At 57.2% G+C, this 14,091-nt stretch carries 10 protein-coding genes; 2 read left to right on the plus strand and 8 right to left on the minus strand.

Annotation, left to right across the window (positions count from 1 at the left end):
• Positions 1-2: 2 nt before the first annotated feature.
• The 3 genes from lpdA to aceE all read right to left on the minus strand — a co-directional run bounded on the left by lpdA (position 3) and on the right by aceE (position 6,030).
• The gene (gene lpdA, locus ICT70_RS10225; protein WP_191156239.1) at positions 3-1,760 is read right to left on the minus strand and encodes a dihydrolipoyl dehydrogenase; all 1,758 of its coding nucleotides are present in this window, start codon (positions 1,758-1,760) and stop codon (positions 3-5) included.
• 190 nt (positions 1,761-1,950) lie between these two features.
• Positions 1,951-3,309: a 2-oxo acid dehydrogenase subunit E2 gene (locus ICT70_RS10230; protein WP_191156241.1), complete on the minus strand. Its 1,359-nt coding sequence runs from the start codon at positions 3,307-3,309 to the stop codon at positions 1,951-1,953.
• A gap of 36 nt (positions 3,310-3,345) precedes the next feature.
• Positions 3,346-6,030 carry a pyruvate dehydrogenase (acetyl-transferring), homodimeric type gene (aceE, locus tag ICT70_RS10235; protein WP_191156243.1) on the minus strand — a complete coding sequence of 895 codons (2,685 nt, stop codon included), beginning with the start codon at positions 6,028-6,030 and terminating at the stop codon, positions 3,346-3,348.
• A gap of 388 nt (positions 6,031-6,418) precedes the next feature.
• Here aceE and ICT70_RS10240 point away from each other — a divergent pair, with 388 nt between their 5' ends.
• A complete protein-coding gene (locus ICT70_RS10240) occupies positions 6,419-7,114 on the plus strand; it encodes a gamma-glutamyl-gamma-aminobutyrate hydrolase family protein (protein ID WP_191156245.1) in 696 nt (231 codons plus the stop codon).
• Between the two features lie 217 nt (positions 7,115-7,331).
• On the opposite strand, the gene ICT70_RS10245 is transcribed toward ICT70_RS10240, so the two are convergent.
• From ICT70_RS10245 to ICT70_RS10265, 5 genes are all read right to left on the minus strand, one after another.
• A complete protein-coding gene (locus tag ICT70_RS10245; RefSeq protein ID WP_224746971.1) occupies positions 7,332-7,772 on the minus strand; it encodes an NUDIX hydrolase in 441 nt (146 codons plus the stop codon).
• A 90-nt stretch (positions 7,773-7,862) separates the two neighbouring features.
• On the minus strand, positions 7,863-9,038 hold the full coding sequence (gene mltA, locus ICT70_RS10250; RefSeq protein ID WP_224746972.1) for a murein transglycosylase A: 1,176 nt from the start codon (positions 9,036-9,038) through the stop codon (positions 7,863-7,865).
• A gap of 60 nt (positions 9,039-9,098) precedes the next feature.
• A complete protein-coding gene (locus ICT70_RS10255; RefSeq protein WP_191156249.1) occupies positions 9,099-11,291 on the minus strand; it encodes a primosomal protein N' in 2,193 nt (730 codons plus the stop codon).
• A gap of 50 nt (positions 11,292-11,341) precedes the next feature.
• The gene (gene aroF, locus ICT70_RS10260) at positions 11,342-12,361 is read right to left on the minus strand and encodes a 3-deoxy-7-phosphoheptulonate synthase (RefSeq protein ID WP_191156251.1); all 1,020 of its coding nucleotides are present in this window, start codon (positions 12,359-12,361) and stop codon (positions 11,342-11,344) included.
• 23 nt (positions 12,362-12,384) lie between these two features.
• Positions 12,385-13,596 (minus strand): pyridoxal phosphate-dependent aminotransferase, encoded by a 1,212-nt coding sequence (locus ICT70_RS10265; protein WP_224746973.1) that lies wholly within the window; start codon positions 13,594-13,596, stop codon positions 12,385-12,387.
• 146 nt (positions 13,597-13,742) lie between these two features.
• Between ICT70_RS10265 and ICT70_RS10270 the strand changes: the two genes are divergently transcribed.
• A complete protein-coding gene (locus tag ICT70_RS10270) occupies positions 13,743-14,078 on the plus strand; it encodes a c-type cytochrome (RefSeq protein WP_191156253.1) in 336 nt (111 codons plus the stop codon).
• The last annotated feature ends 13 nt before the right edge of the window (positions 14,079-14,091 follow it).

Genomic DNA, 14,091 nt, shown 5'->3' on the forward strand with positions numbered 1-14,091 from the left:
CCCTACGACAGCATCCTTGCCGCGTCATAGAGGGTTTCCGACAGGGTCGGGTGGGGGTGAATGGTCTTGCGCAGGTCTTCAGACAGGGCCGCCATCTCCATCGCCAGCACCCCTTCAGCGATCAACTCTCCAGCCCCTGGTCCAGCAACGGCAATCCCTAGAATGCGATCCGTTTCAGGATCGACAATCAGCTTGGTGATGCCGTCATCACGCCCCAGGGTCAGACAACGGCCACTGCCGCGCCACGGCAACTTGGCGGTCTTGACCTTGATCTTCTGTTCGCGCGCCTGGGTTTCGGTCAAGCCACACCAGGCGATCTCCGGATCAGTAAACACCACTGCCGGAATCGCCCGCGGCTCGTAGACGGCCTTGCCCCCAGCGGCAACCTCGGCGGCAACCTCGGCTTCAGCATAGGCCTTGTGGGCCAACATCGGCTCACCGGCAATATCACCGATAGCAAAGATATGGGGTTCAGCGGTGCGTTGCTGGCCATCGACCTCAATAAACCCCTTGTCATTCTTTTCAATCCGGGTCTTGTCCAGCCCCAGTTGTTCGCTGTTGGGCTTTCGTCCGATGGCAATCAGAACCTTATCAAAGCGCCGGTTGGTCAACTCCCCTTTTTTACCTTCCAGAGTCACCGCGACCCCGTTTTTCTGCTCTTTCAGTTCAACAACCTTGGTTTTCAGCAGAATATCCTCGAATATGTTATCCAGCCGTCGTTTCAGCAGGGACACCAGATCGCGATCGCAACCGGGAAGCAGGCCATCGGTCATCTCGACGACACTGACCTTGCTGCCCAAGGCCGCATAAGCGCTGCCAAGCTCAAGACCAATATAGCCGCCACCGACCACCAGCAAGGAAGAAGGGACATCGGTCAGATTGAGGGCACCGGTCGAATCAATAATCCGCTGACTCCCGGTTTCAACACCGGGAAGCATGATCGGTCGCGAACCGGTCGCCACGATCGCCTGCGAAAATCCCAGTTCTCTGGTTTTACCATCGGTATCAGTCACTTCGAGGTGATGGGCATCCTTGAACCGGGCCATCCCTCTGAGATAGGTCAGCTTCTGCTGAGCAACCTTTGCACCCAGACCACCGGTGAGTTTTTCAACAACCTCATTTTTCCAGGCGCGAACCCGGTCGACATCAATCTTCGGCCGGGAAAATGTGATGCCGATAGCTGTTGATTCCTGCGCTTCGCTAATCAGCTTAGCGACATGCAACAGTGCTTTTGACGGGATGCAGCCGCGATGCAGACAAACCCCACCGGGATTCTCCTCAGGATCAATCAGGGTCACCGACAGCCCCAATTCCGCCGCCTTAAAGGCCGCATGATAACCACCGGGACCGGCACCAATCACGACCAGATCTTTGCCCGACACCTTTGCTTGTTCAGCAGGTTTGCTGCCAGACTTTTTGGCGGCTGATTTCTTTTCTGCCTCGTCAGTTGACGTCTCTTGGACTTTTTCCTGTGCAGCAGGCTCGTGCGATTCATCGGCCTCAGCGGCAGAATTGCCCGTTTCCGACCCCTCCAGCACGGCAATCACCCCCCCCACATCCACCGTATCCCCTTCAGTGACCTTCAGTTCACTAACACGGCCTGCAGAGGGTGAAGGAATCGCCACCACCGCCTTGTCTGTTTCCAGCTCAATCAAGGTCTGATCTGCTTCAACCTGATCACCTACGCTGACCGCCACGGAAATCACCTTGCCTGAGGTCACACCATCCGAAACCTGCGGAACAACTACATCAATACTCATAAAAAACTCTCTATCTTTCCAGGAATGCTAGCTTAATGGATCTTCCACCACTTTACCTCGGTGTGGTGTCGGGGCTCCCGTGACAAGGGTGTCTGTCGCCATGGACGGCGACAGTCAAGCGGTCATGGACGACGAAAAGCGTCCCTTGGCATGGGAGTCCCGATGCCACACCCGCCCACCAACCATTTCCTCACATCACCAGGTTAAGCGGCTGCTCCAGCGCCTCGCAAATCCAACGCAGGAACCGCGCACCATCAGCACCGTCGATCACGCGATGATCGTAGCTCAAGCTCAACGGCATCACCTGCTGCGGCACAAATTCCTGACCGTTCCAGACCGGCCGGGTTTCAGTGCGGGACACGCCGAGGATCGCCACTTGGGGGGCATAAACGATCGGGGTAAAGGCATTGCCACCAATGCCGCCGAGGTTACTGATGGTAAAGGTCCCACCGTCCATCTCGTCCGGGCTCAGTTTGCGTGCCCGTGCCTTTTCGGCCAGGGCGTTGAGATCTGCCGCCAGCTGACGAATCCCCTTGCGGTCGGCATCGCGCACCACCGGCACCAGCAGACCATTGTCGGTATCAACCGCGACCCCGACGTGAACAAACTGTTTGTAAATCAGCTCCTGCCCGGCGAGATCAAGACTGGTATTAACCTGGGGAAACGCGTTCAGGGCCATGGCACTGACTTTTAACAGAATTGCCGTCATGGTCAGTTTGACCTCCGGCGATCTGCGATTATAGTCCTGACGGAAGCGTTCCAGCCCATCGACCGCGGCTCCATCATACTGGGTCACCATCGGAATCGTCGACCAGGCGTAGCCCATGGCATCAGCCGTTACCTGCCGTATCCTGGATAAAGGTTGACGCTCCACCTCCCCCCATTTACTGAAATCGGGCAATGGCCGCTGGGCGTGCAGCCCGCGAAACTCGCCGGTGCTGACCGTCGTGCCGCCACTCAACTGTTCCATGGTTGAACGGACAAATTCGCGCACATCCGTTTCGCTGATCCGGCCACCCGGACCGGAACCCTGAACCTGATAGATATCAACCCCCAGTTCGCGCGCGATCCGTCGCACCGAAGGTGCCGCCGGCGCCACCAGGTCGGCGCTACGGCGCCTGGTCAGATCGAGTGGAGGCTGATCAGCCGATGATTTTTGTTTATCGGTAGAAGCGGACGATTCCTGGCGGGGCTCCTGTGGAGCCGGTTCCGGCTGCGGTTGCTGTTGTGCGGCTGCTGGTTGCTCAGCGGCGCCGGCTGGTAACTCTTGCTGATCCTGATCAGCATCAGCCGAATCACGTTCTTCTGCCTCGGCAGCTTCGAGCAGCATAATCACCGAACCGACCTCGGCCTGATCACCCTCAGCCACCCGGATCTCGCTGATTTTCCCGGCCTGTGGTGACGGAATTGCAACTACCGCTTTATCGGTTTCCAGTTCCAGCAGGGTCTGATCTTCCGTCACCTCATCTCCAACCGCCACCGCCAGGGAGGTGACGGTTCCGGAAGTGACACCATCGGAGACTTGCGGAACAACTATTTCAATCGCCATAATCCATCCTTTGATGCGTTCGCAAAAAGTAGCAATCTAGTCCTGATGCGGGTTCAATTTGTCGGGATCAATGTCAAAATCCTTGAGCGCCTGCTGCACCACTTTCATCGAGCCGCCATCCCGGTCTGCCCACTGATAGAGCGCGGCCAGAGCAATATAGCGCTGATCGACCTCAAAAAAATCACGCAGGCGCTCACGGCTGTCACTGCGGCCAAACCCGTCGGTCCCCAGACAATGAATGGGGCCGGGCAGCCATTTGGCCAGGGCGGCCGGCAACACCTTCATATAGTCGGAGGCGGCAACAAAGATCCCCTCCTCTTGGTCCAGCACCTGGGCCAGGTAGGGCTTGCGCGGCTTTTTCCCGGGATTCAGCAGGTTCCAGCGATCGACCTCGATGGCATCCTGATACAGCTCCTTGTAGCTGGTCACACTCCAGACATCGGCAGCCACAGCGTAGTCTTCCTCCAGCAGCTTCTGGGCCTTGATCACCTCGTTCAGAATAGCGCCACTGCCGAACAGGTGGATGCGCGCCTGCTTTCCTTTGAGACCGGTTTTACGGAACCGGTAGAGACCCTTGAGAATTCCTTCACGCACCCCTTTTTCCTTGGGCATGGCGGGCATCAGATAGGTTTCATTGGTAACCGTCAGGTAGTAAATCAGATCTTCCTGATGGCAGTACATCCGATTCAGACCGTCCTGAACAATCAGGGCCAGCTCATAAGCAAAAGCCGGATCATAGGCTTTCACTTTGGTCGGCGTCAGGGCCAGCACATGGCTGTGGCCATCCTGGTGTTGCAGTCCTTCGCCCGCCAGGGTCGTACGTCCGGCCGTTGCCCCGATCAGAAAGCCGCGCGCCCGACTGTCACACGCCTGCCAGATCAGATCGCCGACGCGCTGAAAACCGAACATGGAATAAAAAGTGTAAAAGGGTATGGTCTGCACCTGATTGGTGGAATAGGAACTGCCGGCGGCAATGAAACTGGCCATGGAGCCGGCCTCACTCAAGCCTTCTTCAAGAATAGCTCCGGTCTTTTTTTCGTTGTAGAAGAGCAAGCTCCCCTTGTCAATCGGCTCATACAGCTGGCCTGCGTGGCTGTAGATCCCCGCCTGGCGGAACAGCGCTTCCATACCGAAGGTCCGTGCCTCATCCGGCACAATCGGCACAATCAGCTTGCCGACCTCATCATCCCGCAGCAGCTTGGCGAGCAGATGGACAAAAGCCATGGTGGTAGCCAACTCGCGCTCACCCGAACCGCCGAGATACTCCTGTACCAGCCAATCGGTCTGACAGGCCATCGGCTCGCTGCCGGAAAAACGCTTCGGCAGAGAACCGCCAAGTTCGTTGCGCCGTTGTTTCAGATACTGCATCTCCGGGCTATCATCCGCCGGCTTGTAAAAGGGCGCTGCGGCAATCTGATCATCGCTGATCGGGATATTGAAGCGGGTACGGAACTCCTTGAGTTCATCCTCATTCAATTTTTTCTGTGAATGGGTGATGTTCTTTCCTTCGCCCGCTTCCCCCAGACCATACCCCTTGATCGTCTGGGCCAGAATCACCGTTGGCGACCCTTTGTGCTCTACCGCAGCCTTGTAGGCAGCGTAAACCTTGACCGGATCATGACCGCCGCGTTTGAATCCACCAAGTTGTTCATCGCTGTACCCCTTGACCAGCTCCAGCAGCTCCGGATAACGACCGAAAAAATCCTTGCGCACAAAATCGCCGCTCGATGCGGTATAACGCTGCATTTGGCCATCAAGAACCTCATCCATCCGCTTGACCAGTTTGCCGGAATCGTCCGCTTCCAGCAGGGGATCCCAGTCGCCACTCCAGATCACCTTGATGACATTCCAGCCGGCACCACGGAACGCCGCTTCCAGTTCCTGAATGATTTTGCCGTTGCCGCGGACCGGACCGTCAAGCCGTTGCAGGTTGCAGTTGATGACAAAAATCAGGTTATCGAGGTGCTCCCGCGACGCCAGGGTAATGGCTCCCAGGGATTCCGGTTCATCCATTTCACCGTCACCAAGCATCGCCCAGACCTTGCGCCCACTTGACTTGCGTAGGCCACGATCGACCAGATAATGGTTAAAACGCGCCTGATAGATGGCGCTTAATGCCGTCAGCCCCATGGAGACCGTCGGGAACTCCCAGAAATCTTTCATCAGATAAGGGTGAGGATAAGAGGAGAGCCCGCCTTTGGGGTCCAGCTCGCGGCGGAAGTTTTCCAGATCCTGCTCCGTCAGACGCCCTTCGAGAAATGCCCGCGCATAGACACCCGGCGCCGCATGACCCTGAAAATACACCATATCCCCGATAAAATCATCGGTCCGCCCGCGCCAGAAATGGTTGAAGCCGACTTCCCACAAGGTTGCAGCCGAAGCATAGGTCGAAATATGACCGCCGATACCGGCTGACTCACGGTTGGCACGCACCACCATCGCCATGGCGTTCCAGCGCACAATCGACTTCACCCGTCGCTCGATCTCCCGATTACCCGGCAGCACAGGCTGCTGAGCGCGCGGAATGGTATTGATATAGGGGGTGTTGGCAGTAAAGGGGATGCTCACCCCCTGCTCCTGGGCCCGGATCTGCAATTGCCGCAGAATCTGCTGAACCCGCTCTGCGCCCTGCTCTTTCAGAACATAATCGAGGGACTCACGCCATTCCTGATTTTCTATTTCCTGCAACTGTTGCGAGGTCTTTTGCTTTTCGTTACTCATAACCTGCTGACTCCTTTCGCTAACCCGTCAGGTGAAGCGATCATTAAAGCTCCAATCAGTTTTTTAGCATACACGATTTTTCGTATCTATTCAGCACCGGATCGGGAATCCTGTATCAAGGGACGCTTTTCGTCATCCATGACCGCTTGTTGTCGCCATCCATGGCGACAAACACCCCTGTAACAGGACCCCCGACCCTGCGCCAGGACAGTGCTGAATAGTTACGATGTTTCTTTGCTTGGCAGCATTGCCTCGAAGATCAGGTGATCTCTGTCGGCCATCAGGTGTCATCACGTGTGGTTGTCAGACCGGCCACAAAAAGGATAATCTGTCAGGACTGACATACACAACATGGCCAACCAGCAGCGAAAAAACACATGGCAATTACATGAAGAAAACACCCATTATCGGGGTAACCGGCGCGGCACGCTACTGGGCCCCGGCCTGGTGGTGTACGCGCATTGCCCTGCGTCTGGCCGGTGCCTCGGCACGGCGCATCAGTGTCAGGCACACGCTAGATCAGACCCGGCTGGATGCGCTGGTCATTGGTGGCGGCAACGATATCAGTCCGGAACACTACAACGGAGATATCAGTGCGCCGGTCAAATCCGACCCCGAACGAGACAAATTAGAGATCCGCTGGATCGAATATGCCCTCAACCACCAGATTCCTCTGCTTGGAATTTGTCGGGGCGCGCAACTGATCAATGTGGTGCTGGGCGGGACCCTGCACCAGGATATTCGCTCGCTACGCAAGCTCACCTACAATCGCCCCGGCCTGTTACCAACCAAGCAGGTGAAGCTGACCACCGACTCCCAGATAGCGCAAGTCTGCAAAACGACAACACTGCGCGTCAACAGTCTCCACCACCAGGCTGTGCGGCAAGCGGGTAAAGATTTGTCAGAGGTCGGAAGGGATCTGGATCAGATCGTCCAGGCGATTGAGGCCAGTGACGGCAGAAATATTATCGGAGTCCAATGGCACCCTGAGTATCTGTTTTATCTGCCGGCCCAGCTGGCGCTGTTCAGGTGGCTCGTTCGCACCCACGAAACCAGTGTCGATAATGACCGTGCCACAACCTAGCCGGCAGCAATAAAGCCAAACATCAAGGAGGTTAAGAAGGTACTAATCGCTGAAATCAAACGCAACAAGGTACGCATTAATCTGAAGGATCTGCAGGACAAATCCAAACGACTGGTAGAACACTTCCCGGGCTATGATGTGGAATATCGTACTTTGGGGTTGGAGGATGCAGCAGAATTTTTGTACTAAAGGTTGCCGTCATGTGACGGTTCAGGCTTCAGCTTAGAACCCGATATGGCCCCGTCGCATAGCTATGTAATTTCAAGGCTCCGTCAAACGCCAACACGGATGCCATCCGATCACGGTTGACCGGATGGGTCACCAGTCGCTTGGCCTCGATATCGCTGCACCAGCTAACCTCCGGGGTCTCGTCGCTCGGCTGCAGGGCACCGGAAGCATAGCGGGCGATAAAACAGAAAATGACAGCGGCGGGGTGACTCACCTTTGACCAGATGACTGCCAGCCGCGCGTGGTTCACGGTCACGCCGGTTTCTTCGAGAATTTCCCGACTCAAGGCAAAAACCAGACCCTCCCCCTCCTCTACCCGCCCCTGAGGCAACTCCCAGCCACGCAGCCGATGCTTGACCAACAACAACTGCCCGGGATCGTTGCGCACCAGGCCACAGGCTACCAGCACATGTTTGGGTTGGTCCGTCATCAATCGACTCCCGTAGGGGCGCGGTTTCCGCACCCAGGGTGGAAAACGCGCCCCTACAATTCTATGTTTAAGCGCCGCAGCAACAAAAGGTCACTTGCCTTGATAATTTTCCAGCGTTCGCGGTAACAGGACCCAGAGCTCACCGGGATGGCGCATGCGTCCGGCAAATTCTCCGGCTTCGTTTCCCATCCCCCAGAAAAAATCGCCACGCACCCGTCCTTTGATGGCACCACCGGTGTCCTGAGCAACCATCAGTTGCCGCAGGGGCTGATTTTCAGTGCCTGGAAAGGTGGTTGAGAGAAACACCGGTGCCCCCAGCGGAATAGTGCGCGGGTCGACCGCCAGACTGCGCAGCGGGGTCAGGGGCACCCCCATGGCTCCCGGTGGTGAAACAGTCCCGGGCGGCAGTTCACGGAAAAATACATAGCTGGGGTTTTCCGCCAGCAGTTTCTGCCCGGACCCAGGATTATTGGCAACCCAACGTCTGATATTCTGCATCGACATCTGGTCACGGGTCATTTCATTGCGATCAAGCAGTAACCGACCAATGGAGCGATAGGGATGACCGTTCTGGTTGGCATAATTGACTATCGCCTGTTCACCATTGGGCAGGCGAACGCTGCCGGACCCCTGGATGTGCAGAAAGAACAGGTCGACAGGATCCTTGACCCAGAACAGTTCATGGCCAGCCAAGGGCTGGTTGTCGCCAAAGTCAATCTGCTCACGGTCAAAATAGGGCACCACCCGATTTCCTTCCACCCGGCCGCGCAAGCGATAATTGCCCAACTCCGGATAAACCGAATCGAGGTCAATGATCAGCATATCATCGGGTTGCTGATAAAGGGGGTAGCGATATTCCTCCGTCGGTTCCCGGCTGCCTTCCAACTCGGGGCCGTAATAGCCGGTCATCAGGCCGCTGGTGCTGCCATCGGCATTACGCACCTGATGGGGAGTAAAATATTGCTCAAAGAAGTTGCGCACCGTCAAAACATCAACCACATCGAGCTGCTGTGCCGACGAACAGACGTCGCGCCACTGCTCACGCCAGCGCAGGGATACACAGCTGTTGCGGAATGCTTCCAAGGCCGGCAGCAGAGAATCGTCCTCCCAACCATCAAGATGTTCCCAGGTGACCGGGGTCAATGCCGGGACCTCGACAACGGGAGGCTCAATGATTGGTGGTTCGATCTCCACCGGTGGTTTCTTGGCACACCCAGCCAACACAACGAGGAACAAGACGGTAATCATCAACCCACGAAAAGACATACCTTAGACCCTTAGGCACCGTAACAGAGAAAAGATGCACCTTTTAAGTGCATGCTGCTATCAGAACATATCCAGGGGATCAATATCAATATGGATCGCCACCTGGCGCGGCAATTCAGCAGCAGCGTTGTCCACCGCGAACAACAAACGGCGCAGTGGGGGGCGTGAGGGGGACTTGAGCAGAATTTGATAGCGATACTTGCCACGCAAACGGGTCAGGGGGCAGGGGCTCGGTCCGAGGATCTCAACGTCACCGGCGACAGCCTGAAGGCGGCGCGCCAACTGGGTTGCGCTGTTGTTAACCTGATCGCCATTGTTGCCGGAAAAGATCAGATTGACCAGATGACCACAAGGCGGGTACCCCAGCTCTCGCCGGAAGGGAAGTTCCTGCTGGTAGAAACCCTCAACATCATGAGTAGCAGCGCAGGTGAGGGAAAAATGCTCAGGGTGATAGGTCTGAATAAACACCTTTCCGCCACCGAGAGAGCGTCCAGCGCGCCCGGCCACCTGGGTCAGCAACGCAAAACTGCGTTCGGCACAACGAAAATCGGGCAGATTCAGCAAACTGTCAGCCCCAAGAACACCGACCAGCGCGACATTGGGGAAATCGTGTCCCTTGGCGATCATCTGGGTACCCACCAGGATATCGACCTCTTCGGCCATCATCCCGTTGACGATGCGCTGGTGGCTCCCCTTGGTACGGGTCGTGTCCCGATCCATGCGGGCGATCCGTGCCGCAGGGAACAACCCGGCCAGATCCTCTTCGAGACGTTCGGTACCGGCTCCCTGGGGGGTGATGCTCTCGCCCCGACAGGCCGGACAGATGTCCGGCACCTGATCCTGGTAGTCGCAGTAATGGCAGATCATCCGACGCCGGCGTTGATGGTAGGTCAGGGTGATTTCGCAGTTGGGGCAGTGAAAACTGGTGCCGCAATCGGTACAGAGCAAGAACGGGGCAAAACCACGACGGTTGAGCAGCAGCAACACCTGTTGACGTTGTTCCAGGGCGGTGGTGATAGCGGTAATCAGGGACTCAGCCAGAACCCCGCGCAGCGCCTCAGTGCGCAGATCAACCAGCTCGACCGCGGGCAGGGCACCGGCATGGACCCGCTCGGGCAGGAGCAACAGGGTACAGCTCCCCTGCTCGCAGCGATAAGAGCTGGCCAATGATGGCGTCGCACTGCCCAGAACCACCGCGCAGGGCTGCTGCTGGCCGCGCACCAGCGCCAGGTCTCGAGCGTGATAGCGAAAACCTTCCCCCTGCTTGTAACTGCCATCGTGCTCCTCATCGACAATAATCAGACCGAGTTGCGGCAAAGGGGCAAAAATCGCAGACCGGGCACCGATGACAATATTCACCTGTCCACGGCTAATGGCGCGCCAGGCATCGTAGCGTTCACCGCCGGACAGACCACTGTGCAGGGTGGCAATCTGCTCCCCAAGGGGTTCAAAGCGGGCCCGAAAACGTGACACCAGTTGCGGGGTCAAGGAAATCTCGGGCACCAGAATCAGGGCTTGCCGTCCCTGCTGCAGGCAGTCGGCCACCGCCCGCAGATAAACTTCAGTCTTGCCGCTGCCGGTTACGCCATGCAGCAGAAAGGATTGGAACCGCCGGGCGCTCAACGCGTCGATCATCTGTTCGAGGGCCTGTTGCTGGGCATCGTTCAGGGTCAGCTGTTTATCTGATGGGACCGGCTCAAGCAGAAATGGATCGCGCAAACGCTCCCCTTCGCTCTGCTCAAGGCAACCGAGCTCCACCAGGCGTTTCAACACGGTAGTGGGGGAGGGAAATTCAGCGCGGATCTGACCGGCAGCGGCACCACCTTGCTGTTCAATCCAGGAGAGAATCTGCTGCTGGCGCCGCCCCGCGGGACAGATATCCCTGTTGATGCGCCGGTAAAGGTATTCCGTGGCAATCCCGGTCTGGCCGCTGCTCCTCATCAGACCGCCGGGCAGGGCGTTTTTAATCACCTGGCCAAAGGGATGGTGATAGTAGTCAGCGGCCCAGCGTAACAGGCGCAGCAGCTGGTCATCGAGCAGTGGGGCCTCGTCCAGACAATCCCGCAGCTCCTTGAGCTCGCTGCCGTCGCCCTGGTAGAGTCGCACCGCCACGCCGACGATGGAGCGGCGCCCGAAGGGGGCCTGGACGCGTGCTCCGACCCTGAGCTTTTCTGCCAGTGCTGCCGGCACCCGATAGCTGAACAGATTGCGTACCGGCGCATTGACCGCGATATCAGCCAGCAGACTTGTCATCGCTTCACCTGGCCTCTAGCGGCGAGGAATCCAGACAAATGAACGGCACCTCAGTTGTTCGCAAAACCGAGAAACCCGAGCAGCTTCCGGACGCTGTCCATCAGCTCACTGAATTCCGGGCCGGACAGACTCTGGGCCCCATCACACAGGGCGCGGGCCGGATCGGGATGGACCTCGACCATGATACCGTCGGCGCCGGCAACCAGAGCGGCGCGCGTCATCACCGGTACCAGGGAACGTTTACCGGTTGCATGGCTGGGATCGACAACAATCGGCAGATGGCTGAGTTCCTTGATCATGGGAACCACCGACAGATCGAGGGTATTACGGGTAGCCCGTTCAAAGGTGCGGATACCGCGCTCACACAACACCACCTTGGGGTTTCCTTCCGCCAGAATATACTCCGCCGCTGCCAGAAACTCCTCGAGGGTCGCGCTCATTCCGCGTTTGAGCAGGACCGGGTGGCCACACTTGCCAACCTCTTTAAGCAGATCGAAATTCTGCATATTGCGCGCACCGATCTGGATCATGTCGGCATGACGCATCACCGCGTCGAGCTGCTCAATCCGCATCACCTCGGTCACCACCGGCAACCCATGTGCCTGCCCGGCACGCTGCAACAATGCCAGACCATCCACCCCCAGCCCCTGAAACGAATGGGGGCCGGTGCGGGGCTTGAAAGCCCCCCCACGCAACATCTGGCCGCCGCCGGCCTTTACTGCTGCAGCGCCGGCCTGCATCTGCTCTTCACTTTCAATCGAACAGGGGCCGGCGATCATCACCGGCGGCAGGCCATTGCCAAAGCGCACCCCGGCGACATCGACAATGGTCGCCTGCGGATGAAAATCGCGCGAGGCCAGCTTGTAGGGCTTGCTGACATGAATGGTCTCACGCACTCCGGGCAGATTGCGGATCGTGGAATCATCCACATAGCCCTGATTGCCCAGCACCCCAATGGCTGTGCGTATGCTCCCGGGGATGGGCTCGGCTATCAACCCCATGGTCTTAACGGCGGCAACCACCGCATCAATCTGTTCGGATGTCGCATGGTGGTGCATGACAATCAGCATGACAGCTGTCCTTTCGGGTTCAGTCAGGTCGGCAGGCAACCCCGCCGCTGCAGGTACAATGCAATCCGCTCCAGTGCCTGATCAAGGTCCTCTTGCGGTCGGGTATAGGAAAAGCGCAGATATCCTTCGGCACCAGCACCGAAGTCGATTCCCGGGGTCACCGCGACACCGGTCTGTTCAAGGATATCCAATGCCAGTCGCTGTGAATCCGGATCAATATGACGTCCATCCGCCAACACGTAAAAGGCTCCCTGCGGCTCGACATGCACGCCGAAACCCAGATCGCGCAAGCCCTGAATCAATCGCAACCGGCGTTGATTGTAGACCACGCGCATCCGGGCGACATCAGCGCTGCAGTCGCGCAAGGCAACAATCCCGGCACGCTGGACAAAGTGATTGGCACAGATCAAAAAGTTCTGATGCAGGGTCTGCAATTGCCGCATGATCTTCAATGGTGCAATGAGATAGCCCAAACGCCAACCGGTCATGGCGTAAGCCTTGGAAAAACCACCCAGGACAAAGGCATCGCGGGTATGCTGGAGAATCGTCTGTTCTTCTCCGACATAGGTTAAGCCGTGATAGATCTCATCGGAGATAATCGGGATCGACAGCTGCGCAAGTGCTGCCAGATCATCAGGAGTCAGAATCGAACCGGTTGGATTTGCAGGAGAGTTAATCAGCAACCCGCGGGTACGCTCGGACAAGACTGTTTTAACATCCTTGACCCGCGGCTGAAAACCGTTCACCGCCGTAGTCGGAACCGTCACCGGCACGCCGCCGGCAAACCGGACAAAACTTGGATAGCAGGCATAACCCGGATCAGTCAGGACAATTTCATCCCCCGTTTCCAGCAACGCAGAAAAAAGCAACAACATCAGCGGGCTGGTCCCCGAAGACACCATGATCTGCTCCGGCACCAGATCAACACCATAGGTATCCAGATAGTGGTGACAGATCTGCTCCCGCAGCTCAAGCAAACCAAGAGAATGGGTATAGGAGGTCGCCTTTTCCGCCAGGGCCGTACCAGCGGCTGCGACCACAGCTGCCGGGGTGGGAAAGTCGGGCTCGCCGAGACACAGATAAATCACATCACGTCCCTGAGCCTGGAGCACCTTGGCCCGTTCCATCAGTTCCATGGCGAGAAAGGGCTTGATCTGGGCAGTGCGTCGGGATAAAGGAATTTCCATCATAACCTCAAACAGGCTAACCGTCTCAATGGCGGACTTCGCGCTCAAGATTAATCTTCGCCTGCGGTGAATGCAACCCCTTTACTATCACTGCCTGCCAAAACAAAAAGGTGCAATTACCGGTGCAATTACCGTTGCAATGCACTCAGCCTGCGGGTAAAGTTAATCTCACAATTTTTCTGGAACAATGCCCGATGAGATACCCATCGATATTTTTTATCCTCCTGCTGGCAGGTGGCATACTGATTCTTGCTACCCGGGTCAGTGCTGACCCACCGCCGCCGGCTGATGGTTCAGCAAGCCAACTGGTCGAATCTCTGGGTTGCCGCGGTTGCCATCGGATTCAGGACTTTGGTGGCAACCTGGCACCGGACTTGACCGCAATCGGCACGCGCCTGACCACCGCAGAAATCGCCGAACAGCTGACAAGCCATTCACGCCCCGGCGAACATCAGCTGATGCCGTCCTACACCTCCTTGACCACTGAAGAGATCAACAAACTCAGCAGCTATCTCTATCAACTGAACTAACAAAGAATCGATC

Origin of the sequence: Pelovirga terrestris (assembly GCF_014773365.1) — a bacterium.
GTDB classification, from domain to species: Bacteria; Desulfobacterota; Desulfuromonadia; order Desulfuromonadales; family Geopsychrobacteraceae; genus Pelovirga; species Pelovirga terrestris.

Excerpts from the sequence above, each read along its gene's own strand:
- aceE (WP_191156243.1), bottom strand. The coding sequence starts at position 6,030 with ATGAGTAACGAAAAGCAAAAGACCTCGCAACAGTTGCAGGAAATAGAA.
- aroF (WP_191156251.1), bottom strand. The coding sequence starts at position 12,361 with ATGCTGATTGTCATGCACCACCATGCGACATCCGAACAGATTGATGCG.
- ICT70_RS10230 (WP_191156241.1), bottom strand. The coding sequence starts at position 3,309 with ATGGCGATTGAAATAGTTGTTCCGCAAGTCTCCGATGGTGTCACTTCC.
- ICT70_RS10270 (WP_191156253.1), top strand. The coding sequence starts at position 13,743 with ATGAGATACCCATCGATATTTTTTATCCTCCTGCTGGCAGGTGGCATA.
- ICT70_RS10255 (WP_191156249.1), bottom strand. The coding sequence starts at position 11,291 with ATGACAAGTCTGCTGGCTGATATCGCGGTCAATGCGCCGGTACGCAAT.
- ICT70_RS10240 (WP_191156245.1), top strand. The coding sequence starts at position 6,419 with ATGAAGAAAACACCCATTATCGGGGTAACCGGCGCGGCACGCTACTGG.
- ICT70_RS10245 (WP_224746971.1), bottom strand. The coding sequence starts at position 7,772 with ATGACGGACCAACCCAAACATGTGCTGGTAGCCTGTGGCCTGGTGCGC.
- mltA (WP_224746972.1), bottom strand. The coding sequence starts at position 9,038 with ATGTCTTTTCGTGGGTTGATGATTACCGTCTTGTTCCTCGTTGTGTTG.
- lpdA (WP_191156239.1), bottom strand. The coding sequence starts at position 1,760 with ATGAGTATTGATGTAGTTGTTCCGCAGGTTTCGGATGGTGTGACCTCA.